Here is a 24,856-nt window from a genome sequence, read left to right on the forward strand (position 1 = left end):
GCGATGATGCCGCCGAACCCGTCTTGCACGTCCCCATGCGCGCCCCCCATGCGCGCCGGCATGCGTGCCGTCATGTGCGCCGGCGGGCGTGCCATCGTGCGAGGAAATCGAATCATGACCGCTGGCAGGACCGTGTCCGAATCCGCCGCACCGCATCCGGCAGCGTCGGCAGCAACGTCGGCAGCAACGTCGGCCAGTGGGTCGGCAGCAGCGCCGGCCACTACAGCCCCGCCCACCGCCGCCGATCTGCCCGCCGCCCGCCTGGACTGGCTGCCGCTGGCGCTGGCGCCGCTGCTGATGCTGCTGGCCTGGCCGCTGATCGGCAGCGGCTCGACCTGGCTGACGCTGACCATCGCGGGGCTGGCGATGGGCATGATCATCTTCGTGGTGTCGTCGGGGCTCACGTTGGTGTTCGGCCTGATGGACGTGCTGAACTTCGGCCACGGCGCCTTCATCGCGCTGGGCGCCTATATCGCGGCTTCGGTGCTGCTGCCGCTGGCGCCCTGGGTCAAGGCCGACAGCCTGGCGCTGAACCTGGCGGTGTTCGCGCTGGCGATCTTCGCCGCGATGGCGGTGGCCGGCGTGCTGGGCCTGGCCTTCGAGCGCGTGATGGTGCGCCCGGTCTACGGCCAGCACCTGAAGCAGATCCTGATCACGATGGGCGGCATGATCGTCGCCGAGCAGCTGATCAAGGCGATCTGGGGACCGGAGACCATCGCGTTGACGCTGCCGGCCAGCTTCCGCGGCGCGGTGCTGCTGGGCGACGCCGCGATCGAGAAATACCGGCTGATCGCGGTGGTGCTTGGGCTGGTGGTCTTCCTCGCGATGCTGCTGGTATTGAACCGCACGCGCATCGGCCTGCTGATCCGCGCCGGCGTCGAGAACCGCGAGATGGTCGAGGCGCTCGGCTATCGCGTGCGCCGGCTGTTCGTCGGCGTGTTCGCGGTCGGCGCCGGCCTGGCCGGCATGGGCGGCGTGCTGTGGGGCCTCTATCAGCAGAACATCACCGCGGCGATCGGCGCGCAGGTCAATGTGCTGATCTTCATCGTGATCATCATCGGCGGGCTCGGGTCCACCACCGGCTGCTTCGTCGGCGCGCTGCTGGTTGGCCTGATGGCGAACTACACCGGCTTCCTGTTTCCCAAGGTGGCGCTGTTCTCGAACATCCTGCTGATGGTGCTGATCCTGCTGTGGCGGCCGCAGGGCCTGTATCCGGTGGCCCGGCGCTGAGGCGGACGCCAGAGCCGCCCATCGCATCGTTGCCAGGCCATCCGTGCATCGCCGTCATTGCCTCCTCTTCGAGAAACCGACCGCATCATGATTCGACTGCTCTCCGGCGATACCCCGCGCAGCCGCACGCTGACGGTGCTGCTGCTCCTGCTGCTGCTGGCGCTGGTCTGCACGCCGTTCCTGATTCCGGGCGCGCGGGCGCTGAACATGGCCGCCAAGATCTGCATCTTCGTGGTGCTGGTGGCCAGCTACGACCTGCTGCTGGGCTACACCGGCATCGTCTCGTTCGCGCACACGATGTTCTTCGGCATCGGCGGCTACGGCGTGGCGATTGCGATGACGCGTTTCGAGCCCGGCTGGGGCGCGCTGCTGGCGGGCATCGCCGGCGCGCTGGCGGTGTCGATGCTGCTGGCGCTGGTGATCGGCCTGTTCTCGCTTCGCGTGCGCGCGATCTTCTTCGCGATGATCACGCTGGCGGTGGCGACCGCCTTCGCCACGCTGGTGTCGCAGCTGTCGGCCTGGACCGGCGGCGAGGATGGGCTGTCGTTCAAGGTGCCGGCGCTGCTGACGCCGGGCTTCGCGCTGGAGGACGCCGACGGCGAGGTGCGCGAATGGCTGGGCGTGCCGCTCAATGGCAAGCTGATTTCGTATTACCTGGTGCTGGCCGGCGCCGCGGTGCTGTTCCTGTTGCTGCTGCGCGTGGTCAATTCGCCGTTCGGGCGCGTGCTGCAGGCCATCCGCGAGAACGACTTCCGCGCCGAGGCGATCGGCTACCGCACCGTGGTCTACCGCACCGTGTCGACCGTGCTGTCGGCGGCGTTCGCCACGCTGGCCGGCGTGCTGATGGCGATCTGGCTGCGCTACAACGGCCCGGATACCTCGCTGTCGTTCGAGATCATGGTCGACATCCTGCTGATCGTGGTGATCGGCGGCATGGGCACGATGTATGGCGCGGTGATCGGCACCGTGCTGTTCCTGCTGGCGCAGACCTATCTGCAGGACGTGATGAAGCTCGCCAGCGAGGCCACCGCCGCGCTGCCGCTGCTGTCGTCGCTGCTGCATCCGGATCGCTGGCTGCTGTGGCTGGGCCTGCTGTTCGTGCTCAGCGTCTATTATTTCCCGCAGGGCATCGTCGGGCGCCTGCGGGCCGTGCGATGAACACCGGCGCAATGAACACCGGCACGATTGACACCGGCACGATCGACACCGGCGCGATCGGCATCCGCGCGATGCACTCCATCACCGGCACCATGCCGATCCCAGGCCAAGCGGGGCGCCCATGTACGTAGTCGACTGGCTGCACAAGCACGCACAGCACCGCCCCGACAAGATCGCGCTGGTCGACGTCGACAGTGGCCGGCAGATCAGCTACCGCCAGTTCGACGAGCGCGCCAGCCGCTTCGCCGAGTATCTGGCCGATACGCTGGCGCTCGCCCCGGGCAGCCGCGTCGCCGTGCTGGCCGACAACAGCTCCGACTATCTCGAGATGCTGTACGGCTGCGCCAAGGCCGGCATGGTGATGGTGTGCCTGAACTGGCGGCTGGCGCCGGCCGAGCTGAAGCCGATTCTCGACGACTGCACGCCGCAGGTGCTGGTCGCCGGCGACGGATTCCCTTCACGTGGTCGCCGAGCTGGCACGCGGACGCGCGCTGCGCGCGGTGCTGCATCTGGCCGACGACGAGGCCGCCGATGTGCCGGCGGGCTGGACCGAATACGAGGCGGTGCTGGCCGCGGCGTCCGGGCGCATCGTCGAGATGCCTTGCCGCGACGAGCACGAGGTCTGGCATCTGCTGGTATACCTCCGGCACCACCGGCCGGCCGAAGGGCGTGATCCAGACCTACGGCATGGTGTTCTTCAACGCCGTCAACGCGACCATCGCCAACCGCATCACCCGCGACGACGTGATGCTGGCGGTGCTGCCGTTCTTCCATACCGGCGGCCTGAACCTGTACGCGAATCCGGTGCTGCACGCCGGCGGCACCGTGCATGTCGCGCGCCAGTTCGACGCGGGCGCGACGCTGGCGCGGCTCGATGCGCGCTCCGGCGCCGGCATCACGATGTTCTTCGCGGTGCCGTCGATCTACCAGTTCCTCAGCCAGCATCCGGACTTCGAACGCGCCGACCTGTCCCGGCTGCGCAGCTGCGCGGCCGGCGGCTCGCCGGTGCCGCTGCCGCTGCTGCAGGCGTATCAGGCCAAGGGCGTGACGATCTGCTTCGGCTTCGGCATGACCGAGACCGGCCCGACCGTGTTCGTCGCCGACGAGGACACCGCGCGCCGCAAGCCCGGCACCATCGGCAAGCCGGTCGGCTCGATGCTGACGCGCGTGGTCGATCCGCTCGGCAACGATGTCGCGCCGGGCGAGCGCGGCGAGCTGCTGATCAAGGGGCCGGGCGTGACGCCGGGCTACTGGAACCTGCCCGAGGCGACCGCGGCCGCGCTGCGCGACGGCTGGCTGCATTCGGGCGACATCGCCTATGTCGACGCCGACGGCGACTACTACATCGTCGATCGCGCCAAGGACATGTTCATTTCCGGCGGCGAGAACGTCTATCCGGCCGAAGTCGAGCAGGCGCTGTTCGCGCTGCTGCAGGTCGCCGAGGCGGCGGTGATCGGCGTCGCCGACGAACGCTGGGGCGAGGTCGGCATGGCCTTGCTGGTACTCAAGCCCGGCGCGAGCCTGGACCCGCAGGACGTCATCGCGCATTGCCGGCAACGGCTGGCGGGCTACAAGGTGCCGCGCCATGTGCGCGTGGTCGACGCCCTGCCGCGCACGCCGTCCGGAAAGATCGAGAAACACAAGCTGCGCATGCAATACCGGCAGCATTGATGCGGCGCTCGCATGCGGCGTTGCCACGCAAGGAGACCACGATGCAGCACAGACACGGAAGCGATGCGGCAGGGCAGGAGGCGGGGCAAGCGGCTGGGCAAGGGACGGGGCAAGGACGCGGCGGCGCCCCAGGGGCCGTGCCAACAACGCCAGGCGCGGCGCCATCGATGTCCCGGCCGGCCGTGCGCCGGGCGGGCCGGGCAGGCTGTGCGGGGCCGGCGCGTCCCGCCGCGGCCCGCCTGCTCGCGGTCCCGCTGGCCTGCATGGCGCTGGTCGCATGCGGCTCCGACGATGACGACGACCATCGCGCCCCGGTCAACCAGCGCCCGGCCTATATCAGTTCGCTGACGGTGCATGAGTACGACGGCAGCGCCGACGACCTGCTGACCGCCGGGCTCGGCAAGGACGGGCTGGCGGGCACCGCGCCGCTGCCGGCCGATCCCAATGCGCCGACCCGCACCGAGCTGCGCCGCTATGCGATCTGGAGCAACTACACGGCGCTGGTCGATGTCAGCGCCGCCGGTGGTTACGGCACGCTGTACGGGCCCAATGTCGATGCGCAGGGCAATGTCACCGGCGGCCAGGGCAAGATCCCCGGCGTCGAGTACCTGGCCTATGCCGACGATGGCAGCGGCCGGCAGAACGTCACGATGATGGTGCAGATCCCGGCCAGCTTCGATCCCGCGCGGCCCTGCCTGATCACCGCCACGTCGTCCGGCTCACGCGGGGTCTACGGCGGCATCTCGACCGGCGAATGGGGCCTGAAGCGCGGCTGCGCGGTTGCCTATACCGACAAGGGCACCGGCGCCGCGCCGCACGATCTGGGCAACGACACCGTCGCGCTGATCGACGGCACCCGCACCAGCCGCGCCGCCGCCGGCCGCGAGGCGCATTTCGCCGCGCCGATCGACGACAACGCGCGCGCGGCCTTCAACGCCGCGGCCCCGCATCGGCTGGCGTTCAAGCACGCGCATTCCCAGCGCAATCCCGAGAAGGACTGGGGCCTGTTCACGCTGCAGGCGATCGAATTCGGCATCTGGGCGATCAACGACCGCCATGGCGAGATGCGCGACGGCCAGCGCCGCCGCACCATCGACAAGGACAAGCTGCTGGTGATTGCCTCGAGCCTGTCGAATGGCGGCGGCGCGGCGGTCGCCGCGGCCGAGGCCGACGTGCAGGGCCTGATCGACGGCGTCGCGGTCAGCGAGCCGAACCTGAACATGCCGCAGGATGCCGGCATCACGGTGCGGCGCGGCGGCACGCCCGTGGCGGTGAACGGCCGCCCGCTGTACGACTACACGACGATGGCGAACCTGCTGCAGTTGTGCGCGGCGCAGGACCCGGCCAACGCGCAGGCGCCGGCGGTCGGCTTCTATGCCACGCTGGGCGCCATCCCGGCCAACCGCTGCGCCGCGCTGGCCAGCGCCGGCATCGTCAAGGGCGCGACGCTGGCGGAGCAGGCGGCCAGCGCCCAGCAGGCGCTGCGCGACTACGGCTGGGAGCCCGAATCCGCGGTGCTGCACGCCTCGCTGGGCTTCTTCGAGGTGTCGAGCGCGGTGTCGGTGTCCTATGCCAATGCGCTGTCGCGCGCCAGCGTGACCGACCGGCTGTGCGGCTACAGCTTCAGCGGCATCAACGCGGCGTTCGAACCCGCGCCGGTGACCCAGGCACAGATGGCCAACATGTTCGCCACCGGCAATGGCGTGCCGCCGTCGTCGGGCGTGCAGCTGATCAACGACCTGGACCCGCGCGGTCCGCGCCGCGACCTGCTCTCGCGCTCGCCCGGCTCGCCGGTCGACGACGCCAACACCGCCGGCGCGCGCTGCCTGCGCGACCTGGTGACCGGCAACTCGCCGCAGGCGCTCGCGCTGCAGGTGGGCCAGCGCCTGACGCTGCGCAACGGCAACCTGCGCGGCAAGCCGGCGCTGATCGTACACGGCCGCGACGATGCGCTGCTGCCGGTCAACCACACCTCGCGCCCGTACCTGGGCCTGAACCGGCAGCGCGAGGGCGCGGCCAGCCGGCTGTCGTATGTCGAGGTGACCAACGCCCAGCACTTCGACGCCTTCAATGCGCTGGTGCCCGGCTATGGCAATCGCTACGTGCCGCTGCACCTGTACCTGAACCGCGCGCTCGACGCGATGTACGACCATCTGCGCAGCGGCACGCCGCTGCCGCCGTCACAGGTGGTGCGCACGGTGCCGCGCGGCGGTACGCCGAACTCGCCGGCGCCGGCCATCCAGCCGTCCAACGTTCCCGGCTTTGCCGCCAACCCCGCCGCCGGCGACCGCATCGAGGTGGTCGGGGGCATCGTCGAGGTACCGCAGTGACGATGGCCATCAAGCAGACTGCCGGGCCCGCGGTGGGCGCCGCGCCCGCCGCGCCCATTGCCCCCTTCGCACCCGCCGCGATCCGCGTGCTGACGCAGCACGACTTCGATCGCTTCGCGCGCCTGTCGCGCGACGACAATCCGATCCACTGCGATCCGGCGTTCGCGCGCGGCACGCATTTCGGTGCCACCGTCGCGCACGGCATGCTGCTGTTCTCGCTGCTGTGCGCGCAGATGCAGCGAGGGCGAGCGGGGCCGGTGCTGCCGCTGGCGCAGACGCTGATGTTTCCGCAGCCCACCTACGTCGGCGACGGCGTGGTGGCGGAACTGGTGCCGGGGGAGGGCGCGGCCGGACGGATCGCGCTGCGCACCGCGATCCGCTGCGTGCGGCGCGGCGGCCGCGCATTGACGGCTGGGGCGGCGGCGAACGCGGAGCCGGGGCCGGTCACGGCGAGCGGGGACGCCGAGCTGCTGCTCGAGCCCGATGCCGCCGCGCTGGCCGGGCCGCTGGTGGCGGGTGCCGACGCGGCGATCGCCGGCGACGCAGCGCTGTACCACCTGCGGCCCGGGCAGCAGGCCGAGGCGGTGCGGGGCTTCGAACGGGCGGATATCGACGAGTACGTGTCGCTGAGCGAGGACGCCAATCCGCTCTACACGGACGCGGCGCTGGCCCGGCGCCGCGGCTTCGACGGCCCGCTGGTGCCGCTGCCGCTGCTGGCCGGCATGTTCTCCGACCTGCTCGGTACCCGCCTGCCGGGGCGCGGCACCGGCTGGATGAAGCAGTCGCTGCGGCTGCGCGCGGCGGCCCGGCTGGGCGAGCCGCTGCGGGCCTCGGTGCGGATCGTGCGGCTGCGCGCCGACAAGGAGTTGGTCAACCTGGCCACCGATATCACCGGCGAGGGCGGCCGGCTGGTGCTGCAGGGCGAGGCGCTGGTGCTGGTGCGCAACCTGGAGCGCAAGCTGGCGGGCGGGGCCGCCGACACGGGGCAGGGCCGGCCCGCGGCGGTGTCGTCCTGATCCATTCGCTGGCGCGCCGCTAGTCCGCCGCCGTTCTGTCGCTGGCACGCCGCTCGCGCGCTGCTTGCGCCACATCAAATACGCATCGTTTCGTCTTGAAATGTCACGGCAAAGCCCTATCTTCGGCAGTGACATCCGGTGTCCTGCCGGCCGACGACGCGGTGCGTACCGACTGCGCCGCCGGGGCCGCCTCGGGACACGTATCCCAGAGAGGGTTTCCCTATGCGTCTTGACAAACTGACTACCCGATTCCAGGAAGCGCTGGCCGATGCCCAGACCCTGGCGATCGGCAACGACAACCAATACATCGAACCGCAGCATCTGCTGCGCGCGCTGCTGGCGCAGAACGACGGCTCGGCGCGCGCGCTGCTGTCGCGCGCCGGCGTCAACATCAACGGCCTTGCCAGCGCGCTCGACGCCGCCATCAAGCGGCTGCCGCAGGTGCAGGGCACCAGCGAGGTCCAGCTCGGCCGCGAGCTGGCGGCGCTGTTCAACGCCACCGAGAAGGAAGCGATCAAGCGCGGCGACCAGTTCGTCGCCAGCGAGCTGTTCCTGCTCGCGGTCGCCGACGACAAGGGCGAGACCGGCCGCATCGCGCGCGAGCACGGCATGAGCCGCAAGTCGCTGGAGGCGGCGATCGACGCCGTGCGCGGCGGCGAGTCCGTCAACAGCGCGGACGCCGAGGCCCAGCGCGAGGCGCTGAAGAAATACACGATCGACCTGACCGAGCGCGCCCGCCTGGGCAAGCTCGACCCGGTGATCGGCCGCGACGACGAGATCCGCCGCGCGATCCAGATCCTGCAGCGCCGCACCAAGAACAACCCGGTGCTGATCGGCGAGCCCGGCGTCGGCAAGACCGCGATCGTCGAAGGGCTGGCGCAGCGCATCGTCAACGGCGAAGTGCCCGAGTCGCTGAAGAACAAGCGCGTGCTGGTGCTCGACATGGCGGGCCTGCTGGCCGGCGCCAAGTATCGCGGCGAGTTCGAGGAGCGCCTGAAGGCGGTGCTGTCCGATATCGCCAAGGACGAGGGCCAGACCATCGTCTTCATCGACGAGATCCACACGATGGTCGGCGCCGGCAAGGCCGAGGGCGCGATCGACGCCGGCAACATGCTCAAGCCCGCGCTGGCGCGCGGCGAGCTGCACTGCATCGGCGCGACCACGCTGGACGAGTACCGCAAGTACATCGAGAAGGATGCCGCGCTGGAGCGCCGCTTCCAGAAGGTGCTGGTCGACGAGCCGACGGTCGAGGCGACCATTGCGATCCTGCGCGGCCTGCAGGAAAAGTACGAGCTGCACCACGGTGTCGAGATCACCGACCCGGCCATCGTCGCCGCGGCCGAGCTGTCGCACCGCTATATCACCGACCGTTTCCTGCCCGACAAGGCGATCGACCTGATCGACGAGGCGGCCGCGCGCATCAAGATGGAAATCGACTCCAAGCCGGAGGAGATGGACAAGCTCGAGCGCCGCACGATCCAGCTGAAGATCGAGCGCGAGGCGGTCAAGAAGGAAACCGACGAGGCCTCGCGCAAGCGGCTCGAACTGATCGAGCAGGAGATCGCGCGGCTCGAGAAGGAGTACGCCGACCTCGACGAGATCTGGAAGGCCGAGAAGGGCGCGGCCCAGGGCGCGGCCGCGCTGAAGGAGGAGATCGACAAGATCCGCCTCGAGATCGCGCGGCTGCAGCGCGAGGGCAAGCTGGACAAGGTCGCCGAGCTGCAGTACGGCAGGCTGCCGGAGCTCGAAGGCAAGCTCAAGGCCGCCACCGCGGCCGAGGCCAGCGAGCAGAAGCAGCCCAACCGGCTGCTGCGCACGCAGGTCGGCGCCGAGGAGATCGCCGAGGTGGTCAGCCGCGCGACCGGCATTCCGGTGGCCAAGATGATGCAGGGCGAGCGCGAGAAGCTGATCGCGATGGAGGACTACCTGCACAAGCGGGTGGTCGGCCAGGACGAGGCCGTGCGGCTGGTGTCCGACGCGATCCGTCGTTCGCGCGCCGGGCTGGCCGACGAGAACAAGCCGTATGGCTCGTTCCTGTTCCTGGGCCCGACCGGCGTCGGCAAGACCGAGCTGTGCAAGGCGCTGGCCGAGTTCCTGTTCGACTCGGAGGAGCATCTGATCCGCATCGACATGAGCGAATTCATGGAGAAGCACAGCGTGTCGCGGCTGATCGGCGCGCCGCCGGGCTATGTCGGTTACGAGGAAGGCGGCTACCTGACCGAGGCGGTGCGGCGCAAGCCGTATAGCGTGGTGCTGCTCGACGAAGTCGAGAAGGCCCATCCGGACGTGTTCAACGTGCTGCTGCAGGTGCTCGACGACGGCCGGCTGACCGATGGCCAGGGGCGCACCGTGGACTTCAAGAACACGGTGATCGTGATGACCTCGAACCTGGGCTCGCAGATCATCCAGCAGATGAGCGGCGAACCGCACGAGGCCATCAAGGGCGCCGTGTGGCAGGAGGTCAAGACGCAGTTCCGGCCGGAGTTCCTGAACCGCATCGACGAAGTGGTGGTGTTCCACGCGCTCGACCAGAAGCACATCGAGTCGATCGCGAAGATCCAGCTGCAGCGCCTGCAGTCGCGCCTGGCCCGCATGGACATGGCGCTGGAAGTCAGCGACGCCGCCCTCGAGCGCATCGCCAGCGCGGGCTACGATCCGGTGTTCGGCGCGCGCCCGCTCAAGCGCGCGATCCAGCAGCAGATCGAAAACCCGGTCGCGCGGCTGATCCTCGAAGGCAAGTTCGCCGCCAAGGACGTCGTGCCGGTGGACTACCAGAACGGGGAGTTCACGTTTGGGCGGGTGGTGCATTGAAGTGCTGCGGGTCAGCCGGGCTGTTGGCTGACGTTACGGGGAAACGCCGGGCCGATGCCCGGCGTTTTTTTCTTCTGTCGGTACTCTTGAGGCTTTGGACCCATAGCGCTGCGGGCGCATATCGGCGCGAGGAGCCGCCGGCTAACGTCGCCGGATGCCGACTATCCGCGCGACATCCGAGTTCGATGCATGGTTCTCCTCCTTGAGGGACGAACAGGCGAAGGCGCGCGTGTTGGCGCGTATCCGGCGACTGGGTCTGGGAAATGCCGGCGATTGGGCTTCCGTTGGCGAGGGCGTCGCTGAAATGCGCATACACTATGGCCCCGGCTATCGCGTGTATTTCAAGCAGAACGGGCGCGCTTCCGTGCTGCTGTTGGCAGCAGGAGACAAACGGAGCCAGCGCCAGGACATTGCATTGGCGTTGCGCCTTGCCCGGCTGCATCTGGAGTAGGAAATGACCGCAAAACCCCGAATCTTCGACGTTGCCGATCAACTCAAGACGGATCGCCAGATGGCGCTGTATCTGGAGGCTTGTCTCGAGGAGCAGGATCCCGAGCTGGTGATCGCGGCGCTGGGTGACATCGTTCGTGCCAAGGGCCTTCACGATGTGGCTGTACGCGCCGGTCTGTCCGTCGACGCGCTCGGCAAGGTTCTGAACACCAAGTCGACGGCCGACTTTGCGACGGTTCTGCGGATCGTCGCGGCGCTTGGCTTGCGTCTGCATGCCATCCCGGCGACGGTTCATGGCAAGACCGGCGCCGCTGCACTGGCGCAATGGTCGTATGAAATGGACAAGCGCCTGCATTCATGAAAGCCGATGGTCCGCTCCCGCGATACCTCGTCCGCTTGCCGAAGTACGAGAGCAGCGGTGAGGGTCCCGGGGGCATCGCGGCGCCACGACGGCGCCTGTTCTTGACCTGCGTCAAGGCGCCGTTCCTTCCTTGCTCCTAACATCGACCCTGTCATGAAGCTGCGGGGGCGCACTTCATGACTTGTCTACCCGTTTCCAACCTGGAAACTTGACCCGCGGTGCTCCCGTACCGCGGGTTTTTTCTTTGGGCGCGCGTCCGCGGCCCGTCGTCGCCAAGTCCGGTCATTGCCTCGTCGTTGCCCGGTCCTGCCCCCCGTCCTTCCCCCCTCATTGCCCCGTTTCTTGGCCTCGTCCTTGGGCCTCGTCCTTGGGCCTGGTCCTTGGGCCTCGTCATTGCCGCCGCCACGGTCCTCCCGCCGCCTTATGCGAAAAACGTGCTTGGATCGGCGAAACCATTCGTTCCTTGTCGCCTTGCCCGCCGGTAGCCTCGATGCTGTCGCGATGGCCCATGCATGCCGTCGCGCATGCCAGCCTTCTTTTTTCCGACGGACGGGAGCCCTTGAAGATGATTCGCCAGTTGGCCATTGCGGCCGCAGTGTTGTCCCTTGCCGGCGCGGCCGGTCTCGCGCATGCCCAAACGACCCTGCTCAACGTGTCCTACGACCCCACGCGCGAGCTGTATGTCGACGTGAATGCCGCCTTCGCCAAGGCCTGGAAGGCCAGGGGCGGCGACAACGTGACGATCCGCCAGTCGCACGGCGGCTCGGGCAAGCAGGCCCGCTCGGTGATCGACGGGCTGGAGGCGGACGTGGTCACGCTGGCGCTCGGCTACGACGTCGATGCGGTGGCGCAGAAGGGCCTGATCAAGCCGGACTGGCAGAAGCGGCTGCCGCACAACGCCTCGCCCTATACCTCGACCATCGTGTTCTTGGTGCGCAAGGGCAATCCGAAAAACATCCGCGACTGGAGCGACCTGGTCAAGCCGGGCGTGCAGGTCATCACGCCCAACCCGAAGACCTCCGGCGGCGCCCGCTGGAACTATCTGGCGGCCTGGGGCTATGCGCTGCGCCAGCCGGGCGGCAACGAAGCCAAGGCGCGCGATTTCGTCGCCCAGCTGCTGAAGAACGTGCCGGTGCTGGACTCCGGCGCGCGCGGCGCGACCACGACCTTCGTCGAGCGCGGCATCGGCGATGTGCTGATCGCCTGGGAGAACGAGGCGCTGCTGGCGATCAAGGAGCTCGGCCCGGACAAGTTCGATATCGTCGCCCCGTCCGTGTCGATCCTGGCGGAGCCGCCGGTCGCGGTGGTCGACAAGGTGGTCGACAAGCGCGGCACGCGCCGCGCCGCCGAGGCCTATCTGCAGTTCCTCTATACCGACGAGGGCCAGGAGATCGCGGCGCGCAACTACTATCGCCCGATCTCGCAGAAGATCGCGGCCAAGTACGCGTCGGCCTTCCCGCAGGTGAAGCTGTTTACCATCGACGAGGTGTTCGGCGGCTGGCAGAAGGCGCAGCAGGCCCACTTCGCCGACGGCGGCACCTTCGACCAGGTCTATCAGCCTGGCCGGCGCTGAGCCACGGGACGGGAAGCATTCATGAGCCCAGCCGGCACCGAACGCGGCATCGACCGTGGCACCGAACGCGGCAGCGAGCGCGGCACCGACCGTGGCGCGCTCCGCCGTCGCGCGCCCGCCGATGGACGGCCGCTCGCGGAGGCGGGCGGCATTCGGGATCTTGAACGGTGCGCCGGCGCGCGGTTCGACACGGCCGGCGCGCCGCCGCTTGTGGCCGGCATGCCGCCGATACCGGCCGCGCTGGCCCGCTATCTCGAGGCGCTGCCGGCGCGGCCCGAGCCCGGCTATTCGCTGTGGCGCGATGCCCGCGGCCAGGTGCAGGGGCGCTTCCACCATTGCTCGCTGACCAGCGCGTTCGCGCCGCTGATCGCGCTGGCCGACCGCCGCGTGATCGGCCATGAAGGCACCATCCGCACCTATGCGGGCGAGCAGCCCGGACTGGCCGCGTGGAAGCTGTTCGCGCTGGCGGCCGACGACGCCTCGCTGGTCGCGCTCGACCGGCTGTCGCGGCTGCTGCATGCAATCAATTACGTGGCGGCGGGCGGCACGGGCCGCCTCGTGCTGAACGTGCACAATCGCCTGCTGGCGGCGGTGGCCGACGACCACGGCGCGGCGTTCCGGCGCGCGGTGCAGGCGCTGGACCTGCCGCAGTCGCAGCTGGTGATCCAGGTGCCGGCCAGCGCCAACGACAATCTGCCGCTGCTGCTGCAGGTCGTCGGCAACTACCGGCGCAACGGCTTCGCCGTCAGCCTGCAGGCGTCCGATCCGGCCGAGGCCGGCGTGCTGATCGCGCAGGCGCGGCCGGATTGGCTCAAGCTCGATATGGGCCGGCTGTGGACGGATCGCCAGTTGGCGGGCCTGCGCGCCAGCGCTGCCGATGCCGGCGTGACGCTGATCGGCCGCCGGCTCGACAGCGCGGAAACCGCGCTGCGGCTGCAGGCGGCCGGCATCGAGCTGGGGCAGGGGGCCCATGCCGGCGCGACGCTTGCCCCGGGTGAACTGCGGCGCGCGGGGCCCCTGTCGTGGCACCCCGACTCGCACCACCCCGATTCGCACCACCCCGATTCGCACCACCCCGACCCGTGCCGCGCGGACTCGCGCCGCGCGGACTCGCGCCGACTCGACTCGCGCCACCCCGACTCGCGCCACCCCGACTCGCACCACGAAGACCAGGAGGAACCGAGATGACGTCGCGTCTGCCATCCCATGCCGCCGAAATCGAGCTCGAGGTCCCGTCGGGGCTTGGCATCCTGACCGTGCCGGGGTTGCACGGCAGCGGCCCCGAGCACTGGCAGAGCCGCTGGGAACGCCGCTTCCCCCGACTGGCAGCGGGTCGAGCAGCGCGACTGGTCGCGCCCCAGCCTGCATCTGTGGGCCGAGCGGGTAGGCGACGCAGTCGCGCGGGTGCGGCGGGTGGCGCCGCGCGGCGCGGTGCTGGTGGCCCACAGCTTCGGCTGCCTGGCGACGCTGCGGCACGCGGCCAACGACGCCGACGGCATCGCCGGCGCCTTGCTGGTCGCCCCGGCCGATCCCGACAAGTTCGGCGTCGCGCCGCTGCTGCCGGCGTTCCGGCTGCCGTTTCCGACGCTGCTGGTGGCAAGCCGCAACGACCCGTGGATGGCGCAGCGCACCGCCTTCACGTGGGGCACGTTGTGGGGCAGCGAGCTGCACGACGCGGGCAGTCTTGGTCACATCAACGCCGATTCGGGCCTGGGCCTCTGGCCGGAAGGGCTGGGATTGCTCGGCACGCTGCTGCAAAGGATCGACGGCCGGGCCGCCGGACGCCCTCACGACCGGCACGGCACCGCGTGGGAAGCCGGGCTCGAAGTGATCCCGACGGTGCCATATATCTGAATCGACTAAAGACATGCGTAAATATTCGTTCTGGATATAAGCGACGCTCTGCACAATCTATTGGCCCCGCTGCCGACGTCGCACCGACGCGCCGGCGGCGGCCAACGTGCGTCCCGCGTGGCGCGCCTCGTCGCCGTCGGCGGCTTTCGAACCAGACACCATGCCTGCCACCCTGCCATTGACCGATACCGTGCCAGCGGTGCCGCGCTTTCCGCGGCGCCTGCCCGGCCCGCTGCGCGCCCGCCCGACGGTACTGCCGGGCTTCGGCCTGTCGCTCGGCTTCACGCTGCTGTATCTGACGCTGATCGTGCTGATTCCGCTGGCGGCAGCCTTCCTGAAGGCATTCACGCTGAGCTGGGACAGCTTCTGGGCGATCGTCACGGCGCCGCGCGTGCTGGCCGCCTACAAGCTGAGCTTCGGCGCCTCGCTGATCGCGGCGCTGGTCAATACCGTGTTCGGGCTGGTGGTGGCCTGGGTGCTGGTGCGCTACCGCTTTCCCGGCCGGCGCCTGGTCGATGCGCTGGTCGACCTGCCGTTCGCGCTGCCGACCGCGGTGGCCGGCATCGCGCTGACCGCGCTGTTCGCCGGCAACGGCTGGATCGGCCGCTGGCTCGAGCCGCTGGGCATCAAGGTCGCGTTCACCCCGCTGGGCGTGGTGATCGCGCTGACGTTCATCGGCCTGCCGTTTGTCGTGCGCACCGTGCAGCCGGTGCTGGAGGAACTCGAGCGCGAGCTGGAAGAGGCCGCGGCCAGCCTGGGCGCGACGCGCTGGCAGACCTTCCGGCGCGTGATCGTGCCGGCGATCGCGCCGGCGCTGCTGACCGGGTTTGCGCTGGCCTTCGCCCGCGCCACCGGCGAGTACGGCTCCGTGGTCTTCATCAGCGGCAACATGCCGATGGTGTCGGAGATCGCGCCGCTGATGATCTACGCCAAGCTCGAGCAGTACGACTATGCCGGCGCGACCGCGGTGGCGGTGGTGATGCTGCTGATCTCGTTCGCGCTGCTGCTGCTGATCAACGGGCTGCAGGCCTGGTCGCGGCGCCGCCAGAACGGCGGCCGCCAGGCCCCGGCGCAGGCGCGCGACGACGCGGCCGACTCCTCCCGTGCGCTGACCGCGGCCGGAGACTTCTGAGATGGCCGCGACGATTCCTCTGGGCGCCGCCCGTGCGCTGCCGCCCGGGCGCCTGCATGACGCCACCGCCGAGGCACCGTGGGTGCGGCGCACGCTGATCGCGCTGGCCGCGCTGTTCCTGACGCTGTTCCTCTTCGTGCCGCTGGCGGCGGTGTTCTACGAGGCGCTGCGCCAGGGTTTGAACGCCTACTGGAACGCGCTGGTCGAGCCCGATGCGCTGTCCGCGATCCGCCTGACGCTGACCGTCGCGGCGATCGCGGTGCCGCTGAACCTGGTGTTCGGCGTGGCCGCGGCCTGGGCCATCGCCAAGTTCGAATTTCCCGGCAAGAGCCTGCTGACCACGCTGATCGATCTGCCGTTCTCGGTCTCGCCGGTGATCTCGGGCCTGATCTATGTGCTGCTGTTCGGCGCGCAGGGCTGGCTCGGTCCGTGGCTGGCCGAGCACGACATCCGCATCCTGTTCGCGGTGCCGGGCATCGTGCTGGCGACCGTCTTCGTGACCTTTCCCTTCGTCGCCCGCGAGCTGATTCCGCTGATGCAGGCGCAGGGCACCGAGGAAGAGGAGGCCGCCATCGTGCTCGGCGCCTCGGGCTGGCAGACCTTCTGGCGCGTGACGCTGCCCAATATCCGCTGGGGCCTGCTGTACGGCGTGATCCTGTGCAATGCGCGCGCGATGGGCGAGTTCGGCGCGGTGTCGGTGGTGTCCGGCCATATCCGCGGGCTGACCAACACGATGCCGCTTCACGTCGAGATTCTCTACAACGAATACAACTTCGTCGCCGCCTTCGCGGTGGCCTCGCTGCTGACGCTGCTGGCCCTGCTGACGCTGGCGATCAAGACGCTGGTCGAATTCCGGACGCGGCGGGAGCTGGGCGAGCCGAGCGAAGAGGCCGAGCCGGCCGCTTCGGCTGCATCGCCCGCATCGGCGGTTTCGGCGGTATCGGCGGCAACGTCCGCAGCGGCCGCACGGCCGGCCACGTTGCACGCGCATGCCCCCCTCGTTCGGTGGGGAATCCGCGCGCGACGGGCACCCCGCCAAGGTACGCGGCCCGGTCGCCGCGGCCGACCCGCAAGACAGCTTGGGATGGACATCATGAGCATTCAGGTAAGGCATCTGCACAAACAGTTCGGCGATTTCGTCGCGCTGGACGACGTCTCGCTCGATTTCGCCGAAGGCGAATTGACCGCGCTGCTGGGGCCCTCCGGCTGCGGCAAGACCACGCTGCTGCGCGTGATCGCGGGGCTCGAGCGCGCCGACCGCGGGCAGGTGCTGCTGGAAGGCCAGGATGCGACCGGGCAGCCGGTGCGCCAGCGCCAGGTCGGCTTCGTGTTCCAGCACTACGCGCTGTTCCGCCATATGACGGTGTTCGAGAACGTCGCCTTCGGCCTGCGCGTCAAGCCGCGCGGCGAGCGGCCGAGCGAGGCGCAGATCCGCGAGCGGGTGCGCGCGCTGCTGGAGCTGGTGCAGCTGGACTGGCTGGCCGACCGCTATCCGCCGCAGCTGTCCGGCGGCCAGCGCCAGCGCATCGCGCTGGCCCGCGCGCTGGCGGTCGAGCCGCGCGTGCTGCTGCTGGACGAACCGTTTGGCGCGCTCGATGCCAAGGTCCGCAAGGAACTGCGGCGCTGGCTGCGGCGCCTGCACGACGAGCTGCATGTGACCAGCGTGTTCGTCACGCACGACCAGGAGGAAGCGCTCGAGGTGGCCGACCGCGTGGTGCTGATGCAGCGCGGCCGCGTCGAGCAGGTGGGCTCGCCGCAGGCGGTCTACGAACATCCGGCCACGCCGTTCGTGTTCGGCTTCCTTGGCCATGTCAATCGCATTCACGGGCGGCTCGAGCGCGGGGCCGATGGCGGCGCGCTGCGTAGCGGGGCGGCGCTGCTGTCGCTGTCCGATGGCCTGGGCGACGACGGCCTGGGCTCGGTCGACGAGGCCGAGGGCGCCGAGGCGATCGGCTACGTCCGTCCGCACGAGGTCGAGCTGGAGCGCTATGCGCCCGGCGCCGAAGGCATCGTCGCGACGCTGCGGCGTGCGCTGGCGCTCGGACCGGTCGCGCAGCTGGAACTGGAGCGCGAGGACAACCGCGAGCTGATCGAGGTCGTGCTGCCGCTCGAACGCTTCCAGCGCGACGGCTATCGCGAGGGCGAGCTGCTGGCCGCGCGGCCGCGGCGCATGCGCGTGTTCGCGGGCGGGCAGGGCGTGCGGCAGGCGGGCCGAGGTTCGGCACAAGCGGCGACGCAAGCGGCGGCGCAAGCGTCTGCACAGGCAGGAGGGGCCCGATGAACTTCCAGCAACTGCGATCGATCCGCGAGGCGGTGCGCCGCCAGTTCAACCTGACCGAGGTTGCCAACGCGCTGTACACCTCGCAGCCGGGCGTGTCGCGCCAGATCCGCGAGCTCGAGGAAGAGCTGGGCGTCGAGATCTTCGAGCGCTACGGCAAGCGGCTGACCGGGCTGACCGCGCCGGGCCGCGAGATCGTCCGCATCGTCGAGCGCCTGCTGCTCGAGGCGGAGAACCTGCGCCAGGCGGGCGACGAATTCGCGGGCCGCCATACCGGCCGGCTGACGGTGGCCACCACGCATACGCAGGCCCGCTATGCGCTGCCCAAGGTCGTCACCGAATTCCGGCGCGCCTATCCGCACGTCACGCTGGCGCTGCAGGAGGCCTCGCCCAACCATATCGTCGAGCTGCTGCTGTCGGGGCAGGCCGATATCGGCATCGCCACCGAGGCGCTGGCGAGCGAGCCGTCGCTGACCGCGTTCGACGCCTACACCTGGCGCCATGTGCTGGTGGTCGCGCCGGACCACCCGCTGACGCGGCTGCCCGAGCCGACGCTGGAGGACCTGGCCGGCTTTCCCATCATCACCTACGACGCGGGCTTCACCGGCCGGCGCAAGATCGACAGCGCCTTCGCGCAGGCCGGCCTGCAGCCGGAGATCGTGCTGACCGCGCTGGATGCCGACGTGATCAAGACCTATGCGGAGCTCGATCTCGGCGTTGGCATCATCGCCTCGATGGCCTACGATCCGCGCAAGGACAGCGGCCTGGTGCGGATCGCGGCCGATCATCTGTTCGCGCCGAACACCACCAGCGTGGCGGTGCGCCGCGGCGCCTATCTGCGCGGCTATGCGCATGCCTTCATCCAGCTGTTCGCGCCGCAGCTGTCCGAGCAGGCGGTCAGCAGCGCGCTGGCCGAGGGCGGCAGCTTCGGGGCGCTGACGGCCGAGGCCGCGTAGGCTTGCGCACGAAGCCGGCATCGCGGCGCCGCCGCATGCTGGCTCTTCTCCGGCGCCGCGCGATCGCCGCGGTGCATCGTTCCATTGCCTCGCGATGCCGTCGCCTGGCCGCATCCGGTTCGGACCCGGCAGCGGCCCCTTCGCGCCGCTGGTCGCCCGTTCGTCGCATCCGGGTTTCATTCGCGCCGTGACCCGGGTTACATTACGCGCACGGACACGGGATGCGTACCGATGCAGCGGCCGCCAGTCATGCTGCACCGCATCGCCGGTCATCCCGTGCCGCATGCGATCCGCCTCCGAGCTGGCGAATGCCGCGGTTGGGCGCCGCACCGCCGCATGGAACGTCGGCGGGTCGCGGCTAGAATGAGGCAATGGTCCCTCCCCCACACCCGCGTCGCCGAGGTGGCGGTGGAAGGACGGAGGCGACATGAGATCGACGCACCGCTGTTTCACCCACGCCATTCCTTCCCGCCTGACGCTGCTGGGGCGCGACCTGGTGTTCGTGCTCGTCATGAACGGCGTGATCGCGGTCAGCCTCACCTGGGGCTTCCAGACCGGCGGCACCTTCCTGAAGAACTTCGTCTATAGCCAGCTGATCGGCCTGTCGATCTGGGCGCTGATCGATATTCCGCGCGTGGTGATCTGGCGCAACGAGCGCCCGGCGGGCTGGCCCTTCATCCTGCTGGCGATCGCCGCGGTGCCGCTCGGCGTGCTGTTCGGCAGCTGGGCGACGCGGATGGTGTTGGACCTGCCGCCCAAGTCGATGGAAGAGGCCAACGACATGCTGCGCATGTGCCTGGTGGTCGGGATGCTGGCGGCGACCAGCATGATCTACTTCTACTGGTCGCGCGAACGCCTGGCCTTCCTGCAGCGTCAGGCCGCGCTCGACGCGCTGCAGCGCGAGGAGGCCGAGAAGCAGCTGGTGCGCGCCCAGCTGATGGCGCTGCAGGCGCAGATCGAACCGCACTTCCTGTTCAATTCGCTGGCCCACCTGGACGGCCTGATCGCCACCGATCCGCATGCCGCGCGCAAGCTGCTGCAGGGGCTGATTGGCTTCCTGCGGCGCTCGCTGGCGCATACCCGCGCGGAGCAATGCACGCTGCAGCAGGAGTTCGCGCTGCTGCGCAGCTATCTCGATATCCAGGGGCTGCGCTTCGGCCAGCGCCTGTCCTATCAGTTCGATCTGCCCGCCGATCTGGCCGAGGTCGAGATTCCCCCGATGCTGATCCAGCCGCTGGTCGAGAACGCCGTCACGCACGGCATCGAGCCGTGCATGGCGGGGGGGCGCATTACCGTGTCGGCGCGCGCGCAGGGCGAGAACGCCGTGCAGGTGTCGATCGCCGATACCGGCGTCGGTTTTGCGCAGGCGCCGGTCAAGGGCTCGGGCCTGGGCCTGACCCATGTGCGCGAACGCCTGGCGCGGATCTTCGGCGCCGCCGCCACGATGCAGATCGAGGAGAACGTGCCCAGCGGGGTGGTGGTGCGGCTGACCGTGCCGGTCACGCGCAAGCCGGTCCAGCAGGGCGTTGCCGCGCCGGCCGCCACCTGCGGGACGGCCCAGGCCGGCGCCGGCGCGGCGGTGCCCGTGCCGCCCGTGCCGGCTGCCTCCCGCCGCGGCGCGGTCCTGATACCGATATCGCGAGGCCTGCGGACTGTCGCCGCGGGCCCGCCCCGTTTCGTTACCGCTGACGGTCCGCCGACGACCGTCGATGATCCCCGATCGACTGCCACCGATTCCACGATGACGCCGACCCTGCTGATTGCCGACGACGAACCGCTGCTCGCCCGCGTGTTGCATGCCGAATTGTCCAGCCTGTGGCCCGAGGCGCAGATCGTCGCGACGGTGCATGACGGGGTGTCGGCGCTCGAAGCGGTGCGCCAGCACGCGCCGCGCGTCGCCTTTCTCGATATCCGGATGCCCGGCATCACCGGCATGGAGGTCGCGCGCGACCTGCTGGGCAAGCCCGGCGCGCCGCTGGTGGTGTTCGTCACCGCCTACGACCAGTTCGCGCTGGAGGCCTTCGAGAGCGCGGCCGTCGACTACGTGCTCAAGCCGATCCAGCGCGAGCGGCTGGAGGCGACCGTGAACCGGCTGAAGACGCGGCTGGCGATGCCGCCGCAGACGATGGACGGCTCCGCGTCTGCGGGCGCGCTCGAAGGCGAGCGGCTGGAGCAGTTGCTGAACCGGCTCGAGGCGCTGGACCGCGACACCATCGCGCGCACCGGCGGGCCGTACCTGCGCTTCATCAAGGCCCTGGTCGGCCAGGAGGTGCGGATCATCCCGGTCGACGAGGTGATCTACCTCGAGGCCACCGACAAGTACGTCAACGTGGTGTCCAGCAGCGGCGAGGCGCTGATCCGCACCAGCCTGCGCGAGCTGACCCAGCAGCTCGACCCGGACCGCTTCTGGCAGATCCATCGCGGCACGGTGGTCAACATCGATTGCGTCGCCGCCGCCGTCAATCAGTCGCTCGGGCGGCTCACGCTGAAGCTGCGCAATCGTCCCGAGACGCTGCCGGTGGCGCGGCAGTACGCGTATCTGTTCAAGCAGATGTAAGGGCCCGCGGCGCGCCGGCGCGCGCCTTGCCTCGCACTTGCCTTGGACGTGCCCCGGACTTCTCCGGACCACCCCGGACTGCCCCGGACCGCCCCGGACTGCCCCGGACTGCCCCGGACTGCCCCTGCCCCGGACTGCCCCGGACTTGTCCCGGACCGGGCAGGACTTCCCCCCGGTCGTTTTCCACTATGATGCTTCGGCTGCGCCGCGCCATCGGGCGCACCCGGGCATCGCGCCCGTCTTCGCGTTTTTCGCCTTGTTCCCTTTTTCCCCCTTTGTTTCCCTGCTGATCGAGGAGTGAATTGCCATGGATTTCGCCACCACCGACCTTTGCGACGACCACGAGGCACGCCTGGCCGACGGCTCGCTGCGCGTGCTGACGCCGGGCTGGCAGGCCTTCGGCAAGCGCGCGCGCTTCGCCGGCCCGGCCATGACGCTGAAGGTGTTCGAGGACAACTCGCTGGTGCGCGAGGCGCTGGAGTCGCCCGGGCAGGGCAGGGTGCTGGTGGTCGACGCGGGCGGCTCGGCGCGCTGCGCGCTGGTCGGCGGCAACCTGGGCCAGCTGGGCGAGAAAAATGGCTGGGCCGGCATCGTGCTCAACGGCTATGTGCGCGACACCGTCGAGCTCAACGATTGCGACATCGGCATCCGCGCGCTGGGCGTGCATCCGCGCAAGAGCGAGAAGCGCAACAGCGGGCAGCGCGACGTCGCGCTGCAGATGCCGGGCGCGGTGGTGCGTCCGGGCAACTGGATCTACGTGGACGAGGACGGCGTGCTGGTGTCGGACGTCGACCTGGCGAGCCCGGTGAGCGCGAAGCAGGGCTGACGATGGCGCTGGTGTTCGCCTATGGCACCTTGCGCGCCGGCGAGGTCAACGACCTGAACGAGGCGGCGCGCCGCCATGGCCTGCCGGCGCCGCGGCTGGTCGGCAGCGGCAGCGTGCCGGGGCGGCTCTACGACTTCGGCAGCTATCCGGGCTATGTGCCGGCGGCGCTTGAGCCGGAGAGCGCTGGCCTGCCCGGCGGTCCGCGCGTGGTCGGGGACATCTACGAGATCGACGAGGCCCTGATTCCCGTGCTCGACGAGATCGAGGAGGTCTATCCGGGCCAGGCGACGCTGTTCGTGCGCACCGAGCAGGAGGTGGCATGCGCCGATGGCAAGCGGCGCTGCCTGCTCTATCCGGTCGGCGCGGAGGCGGTGCGCAGCCTGCCGGAAATCGAAGGCGGCGACTGGGTGGCCTACCGGCGCGCCCGGGTTGCGGCCGGCTGAACCGCCCGACAGCGCTTGCACACAATTTCACGATGCGGAAAGGCGTTTTGGTCCGCAAAAATACATGGATGCGTGGCACAACGGTCGTTTCTCATGATGGGAAAGGTCTTGCCGCATCGTGAAATGTTTTCGATAAACTACTGAAATATAAGGATAAAAAATCTACGGCGCAGGCCCCATCGAGCCTTGTTGCGTCGCGGGACGCTTCTCTACACTCTTATATAAGACATATGACTTGCGGCGCCACCGGAACGCTGAAACCGGCACCCCGGCGCCCAGGTCGGCAGACCGGCTCCCCGTCCGGTCGCGTCGCAAAGATTTGCCGAACCCCATCAACAGGAGAGTGACATGTCCCGCGAAATCGAAGCACAAAAGCTCAAGCAAGACTGGGAGACCAACCCGCGCTGGAAGGGTATCAGCCGCCACTACAGCGCCGACGACGTGGTGCGCCTGCGCGGCTCCGTGCAGATCGAGCACACGCTGGCCCGCCGCGGTGCCGAGAAGCTGTGGCATCTGCTCAATACCGAGCCGTTCGTCAACACGCTGGGCGCGCTGACCGGCAACCAGGCGATGCAGCAGGTCAAGGCCGGCCTGAAGGCGATCTATCTGTCGGGCTGGCAGGTCGCCGGCGACGCCAATCTGGCCGGCGAGATGTATCCGGACCAGTCGCTGTATCCGGCCAACTCGGTGCCGCAGGTGGTCAAGCGCATCAACAACACCTTCCAGCGCGCCGACCAGATCCAGTGGAGCGAGGGCAAGGGCGACGTCGATTTCTTCGCGCCGATCGTGGCCGATGCGGAAGCCGGCTTCGGCGGCGTGCTGAACGCGTTCGAGCTGATGAAGGCAATGATCGAAGCGGGCGCCGCCGGCGTGCACTTCGAAGACCAGCTGGCCTCGGTCAAGAAGTGCGGCCACATGGGCGGCAAGGTGCTGGTGCCGACCCGCGAGGCGGTCGCCAAGCTGACCGCCGCGCGCCTGGCCGCCGACGTGATGGGCGTGCCCACGCTGGTGATCGCCCGTACCGACGCGGAAGCGGCCGATCTGCTGACCTCGGACATCGACGATCGCGACAAGCCGTTCTGCACCGGCGAGCGCACCGTCGAAGGCTTCTACCGCACCAAGCCCGGCATCGAGCAGTCGATCGCCCGCGCGCTGGCCTATGCGGAAGTGGCCGACCTGGTCTGGTGCGAAACCGGCAAGCCGGATCTGGAGTTCGCCAAGAAGTTTGCCGAGGCGGTGCACGCCAAGTTTCCGGGCAAGCTGCTGGCCTACAACTGCTCGCCGTCGTTCAACTGGAAGAAGAACCTGGACGACGCCACCATCGCCAAGTTCCAGAAGGAGCTGGGCGCGATGGGCTACAAGTTCCAGTTCATCACGCTGGCCGGCTTCCACTCGCTGAACTACTCGATGTTCAACCTGGCCTACGGCTATGCGCGCAACCAGATGAGCGCGTTCGTCGAGCTGCAGGAAGCCGAGTTCAAGGCGGCCGAGAAGGGCTTCACCGCGGTCAAGCACCAGCGCGAAGTCGGCACCGGCTACTTCGACGCGGTCACGCAGACCATCGAAGGCGGCCAGTCGTCGACCACCGCGCTGAAGGGCTCGACCGAGGACGAGCAGTTCTTCGACAAGAAGGTGGCTTGATGTAGTGGGTTCTCCCTCTCCGTCTCCCTCTTCCGATGGCGGGAGAGGGAGAGGGGAAGGGGTTCAGCGAAGGTGCTGCCTTACCGGTAGACGATCACCGGAATATCGGTATGCGTCAGCACCTTCTGCGTCTCGCTGCCGAGCAGCAGGCCGGACAGGCCGCGGCGGCCGTGCGAGGCCATGAAGATCACGTCGCAGCCATGCCGTTCGGCCGCGTCGATGATGCCCAGATAGGGCACCGCGAAGGTCGACATATCGGTGTCGCAAGGCACACCGGCCGCGGTCGCGGCGGTTTCGACCTCCTTCAGATAGATGCGCGCCTGCGCCTCGATGCGGTCCTTGAAGGCCTGCGGGGCCTCGACCACGATTTCGCTGAAAGGCGTGTACGGATATTCCTCGAGACAGACGTAGGCCGTGACCCGGGCGCCGATGGCCCTGGCCAGTTCGATGCCACCGTCGATCGCTTTCTTGGACAGCTCCGAACCGTCAGTGGGGAGCAGGATGTGCTTGAACATGGCCGATCTCCTTGCGATGAGTCCAAAGGCATACCCGAGGGCACCGGAAGCGGG

At 69.2% G+C, this 24,856-nt stretch carries 17 protein-coding genes and 5 pseudogenes; 21 read left to right on the forward strand and 1 reads right to left on the reverse strand.

The genetic code is table 11. From position 1 onward, the window contains the following. Positions 1–297 precede the first annotated feature (297 nt). From OJJOAM_RS00100 to aceA, 21 genes and pseudogenes are all read left to right on the forward strand, one after another. Positions 298–1,230 carry a branched-chain amino acid ABC transporter permease gene (locus OJJOAM_RS00100; RefSeq protein ID WP_422649624.1) on the forward strand — a complete coding sequence of 311 codons (933 nt, stop codon included), beginning with the start codon at positions 298–300 and terminating at the stop codon, positions 1,228–1,230. A gap of 87 nt (positions 1,231–1,317) precedes the next feature. Continuing rightward, entirely contained in the window at positions 1,318–2,388 is a 1,071-nt protein-coding gene (locus OJJOAM_RS00105; RefSeq protein ID WP_422648499.1) for a branched-chain amino acid ABC transporter permease, read from the forward strand. Next, the gene (locus OJJOAM_RS00110; RefSeq protein ID WP_422648500.1) at positions 2,385–2,519 is read left to right on the forward strand and encodes a hypothetical protein; all 135 of its coding nucleotides are present in this window, start codon (positions 2,385–2,387) and stop codon (positions 2,517–2,519) included. Before OJJOAM_RS00105 ends, OJJOAM_RS00110 begins: the two co-directional genes overlap by 4 nt. After that, a pseudogene (locus OJJOAM_RS00115) lies at positions 2,510–4,059 on the forward strand (acyl-CoA synthetase). The gene OJJOAM_RS00110 and the pseudogene OJJOAM_RS00115 overlap by 10 nt, the downstream one beginning before the upstream one ends. A 167-nt stretch (positions 4,060–4,226) precedes the next feature. Next, on the forward strand, positions 4,227–6,389 hold the full coding sequence (locus OJJOAM_RS00120; RefSeq protein ID WP_422648501.1) for a D-(-)-3-hydroxybutyrate oligomer hydrolase: 2,163 nt from the start codon (positions 4,227–4,229) through the stop codon (positions 6,387–6,389). A gap of 2 nt (positions 6,390–6,391) precedes the next feature. Beyond that, the gene (locus OJJOAM_RS00125) at positions 6,392–7,405 is read left to right on the forward strand and encodes a MaoC/PaaZ C-terminal domain-containing protein (protein WP_422649625.1); all 1,014 of its coding nucleotides are present in this window, start codon (positions 6,392–6,394) and stop codon (positions 7,403–7,405) included. 222 nt (positions 7,406–7,627) lie between these two features. After that, positions 7,628–10,216 carry an ATP-dependent chaperone ClpB gene (gene clpB, locus OJJOAM_RS00130; protein ID WP_226108811.1) on the forward strand — a complete coding sequence of 863 codons (2,589 nt, stop codon included), beginning with the start codon at positions 7,628–7,630 and terminating at the stop codon, positions 10,214–10,216. Positions 10,217–10,370: 154 nt separating this feature from the next. Further along, complete coding sequence (locus OJJOAM_RS00135; protein WP_422648502.1) at positions 10,371–10,667, forward strand: type II toxin-antitoxin system RelE/ParE family toxin; 297 nt, start codon at positions 10,371–10,373, stop codon at positions 10,665–10,667. 3 nt (positions 10,668–10,670) lie between these two features. Continuing rightward, positions 10,671–11,027, forward strand: a complete 357-nt coding sequence (locus OJJOAM_RS00140) for an addiction module antidote protein (protein ID WP_422648503.1) — start codon at positions 10,671–10,673, stop codon at positions 11,025–11,027. A 565-nt stretch (positions 11,028–11,592) separates the two neighbouring features. Further along, positions 11,593–12,600: a sulfate ABC transporter substrate-binding protein gene (locus tag OJJOAM_RS00145; RefSeq protein WP_149319073.1), complete on the forward strand. Its 1,008-nt coding sequence runs from the start codon at positions 11,593–11,595 to the stop codon at positions 12,598–12,600. Positions 12,601–12,819: 219 nt separating this feature from the next. Further along, positions 12,820–13,605, forward strand: a pseudogene (locus tag OJJOAM_RS00150) (EAL domain-containing protein); the annotation flags it as partial. A gap of 179 nt (positions 13,606–13,784) precedes the next feature. After that, a pseudogene (locus tag OJJOAM_RS00155) lies at positions 13,785–14,454 on the forward strand (RBBP9/YdeN family alpha/beta hydrolase). 160 nt (positions 14,455–14,614) lie between these two features. Then, complete coding sequence (gene cysT / locus OJJOAM_RS00160) at positions 14,615–15,586, forward strand: sulfate ABC transporter permease subunit CysT (RefSeq protein WP_422648504.1); 972 nt, start codon at positions 14,615–14,617, stop codon at positions 15,584–15,586. A gap of 1 nt (position 15,587) precedes the next feature. Further along, positions 15,588–16,502, forward strand: a pseudogene (gene cysW, locus OJJOAM_RS00165) (sulfate ABC transporter permease subunit CysW); the annotation flags it as partial. A gap of 177 nt (positions 16,503–16,679) precedes the next feature. Further along, positions 16,680–17,867, forward strand: coding sequence for a sulfate/molybdate ABC transporter ATP-binding protein (locus tag OJJOAM_RS00170; RefSeq protein ID WP_422649626.1), 1,188 nt, complete (start codon positions 16,680–16,682; stop codon positions 17,865–17,867). Beyond that, positions 17,864–18,820 (forward strand): CysB family HTH-type transcriptional regulator, encoded by a 957-nt coding sequence (locus OJJOAM_RS00175; RefSeq protein ID WP_149319068.1) that lies wholly within the window; start codon positions 17,864–17,866, stop codon positions 18,818–18,820. Before OJJOAM_RS00170 ends, OJJOAM_RS00175 begins: the two co-directional genes overlap by 4 nt. A 427-nt stretch (positions 18,821–19,247) precedes the next feature. Beyond that, a pseudogene (locus OJJOAM_RS00180) lies at positions 19,248–20,322 on the forward strand (sensor histidine kinase); the annotation flags it as partial. Between the two features lie 239 nt (positions 20,323–20,561). Beyond that, positions 20,562–21,377 carry a LytR/AlgR family response regulator transcription factor gene (locus OJJOAM_RS00185; RefSeq protein ID WP_422649627.1) on the forward strand — a complete coding sequence of 272 codons (816 nt, stop codon included), beginning with the start codon at positions 20,562–20,564 and terminating at the stop codon, positions 21,375–21,377. A gap of 307 nt (positions 21,378–21,684) precedes the next feature. Continuing rightward, the gene (gene rraA, locus OJJOAM_RS00190; RefSeq protein WP_422648505.1) at positions 21,685–22,203 is read left to right on the forward strand and encodes a ribonuclease E activity regulator RraA; all 519 of its coding nucleotides are present in this window, start codon (positions 21,685–21,687) and stop codon (positions 22,201–22,203) included. Positions 22,204–22,205: 2 nt separating this feature from the next. Further along, the gene (locus OJJOAM_RS00195) at positions 22,206–22,646 is read left to right on the forward strand and encodes a gamma-glutamylcyclotransferase family protein (RefSeq protein WP_422648506.1); all 441 of its coding nucleotides are present in this window, start codon (positions 22,206–22,208) and stop codon (positions 22,644–22,646) included. A gap of 348 nt (positions 22,647–22,994) precedes the next feature. After that, positions 22,995–24,287: an isocitrate lyase gene (aceA, locus tag OJJOAM_RS00200; protein ID WP_422648507.1), complete on the forward strand. Its 1,293-nt coding sequence runs from the start codon at positions 22,995–22,997 to the stop codon at positions 24,285–24,287. A gap of 80 nt (positions 24,288–24,367) precedes the next feature. Here the strand turns inward: aceA and OJJOAM_RS00205 are convergent, their stop codons facing one another. Further along, entirely contained in the window at positions 24,368–24,802 is a 435-nt protein-coding gene (locus OJJOAM_RS00205) for a universal stress protein (protein ID WP_149319063.1), read from the reverse strand. Positions 24,803–24,856 lie beyond the last annotated feature (54 nt).

The organism is Cupriavidus sp. H18C1, assembly GCF_049311595.1.
GTDB classification, from domain to species: Bacteria; Pseudomonadota; Gammaproteobacteria; order Burkholderiales; family Burkholderiaceae; genus Cupriavidus; species Cupriavidus cauae.

What these genes read in the sequence shown, in the direction of transcription:
- OJJOAM_RS00110 (WP_422648500.1), top strand. Translation starts at nt 2,385, where the DNA reads ATGAACACCGGCGCAATGAACACCGGCACGATTGACACCGGCACGATC.
- OJJOAM_RS00125 (WP_422649625.1), top strand. Translation starts at nt 6,392, where the DNA reads ATGGCCATCAAGCAGACTGCCGGGCCCGCGGTGGGCGCCGCGCCCGCC.
- OJJOAM_RS00205 (WP_149319063.1), bottom strand. Translation starts at nt 24,802, where the DNA reads ATGTTCAAGCACATCCTGCTCCCCACTGACGGTTCGGAGCTGTCCAAG.
- clpB (WP_226108811.1), top strand. Translation starts at nt 7,628, where the DNA reads ATGCGTCTTGACAAACTGACTACCCGATTCCAGGAAGCGCTGGCCGAT.
- OJJOAM_RS00140 (WP_422648503.1), top strand. Translation starts at nt 10,671, where the DNA reads ATGACCGCAAAACCCCGAATCTTCGACGTTGCCGATCAACTCAAGACG.
- OJJOAM_RS00145 (WP_149319073.1), top strand. Translation starts at nt 11,593, where the DNA reads ATGATTCGCCAGTTGGCCATTGCGGCCGCAGTGTTGTCCCTTGCCGGC.
- rraA (WP_422648505.1), top strand. Translation starts at nt 21,685, where the DNA reads ATGGATTTCGCCACCACCGACCTTTGCGACGACCACGAGGCACGCCTG.
- OJJOAM_RS00120 (WP_422648501.1), top strand. Translation starts at nt 4,227, where the DNA reads ATGTCCCGGCCGGCCGTGCGCCGGGCGGGCCGGGCAGGCTGTGCGGGG.
- OJJOAM_RS00195 (WP_422648506.1), top strand. Translation starts at nt 22,206, where the DNA reads ATGGCGCTGGTGTTCGCCTATGGCACCTTGCGCGCCGGCGAGGTCAAC.
- cysT (WP_422648504.1), top strand. Translation starts at nt 14,615, where the DNA reads ATGCCTGCCACCCTGCCATTGACCGATACCGTGCCAGCGGTGCCGCGC.
- OJJOAM_RS00185 (WP_422649627.1), top strand. Translation starts at nt 20,562, where the DNA reads ATGACGCCGACCCTGCTGATTGCCGACGACGAACCGCTGCTCGCCCGC.
- aceA (WP_422648507.1), top strand. Translation starts at nt 22,995, where the DNA reads ATGTCCCGCGAAATCGAAGCACAAAAGCTCAAGCAAGACTGGGAGACC.
- OJJOAM_RS00100 (WP_422649624.1), top strand. Translation starts at nt 298, where the DNA reads ATGCTGCTGGCCTGGCCGCTGATCGGCAGCGGCTCGACCTGGCTGACG.
- OJJOAM_RS00175 (WP_149319068.1), top strand. Translation starts at nt 17,864, where the DNA reads ATGAACTTCCAGCAACTGCGATCGATCCGCGAGGCGGTGCGCCGCCAG.
- OJJOAM_RS00135 (WP_422648502.1), top strand. Translation starts at nt 10,371, where the DNA reads ATGCCGACTATCCGCGCGACATCCGAGTTCGATGCATGGTTCTCCTCC.
- OJJOAM_RS00105 (WP_422648499.1), top strand. Translation starts at nt 1,318, where the DNA reads ATGATTCGACTGCTCTCCGGCGATACCCCGCGCAGCCGCACGCTGACG.
- OJJOAM_RS00170 (WP_422649626.1), top strand. Translation starts at nt 16,680, where the DNA reads ATGAGCATTCAGGTAAGGCATCTGCACAAACAGTTCGGCGATTTCGTC.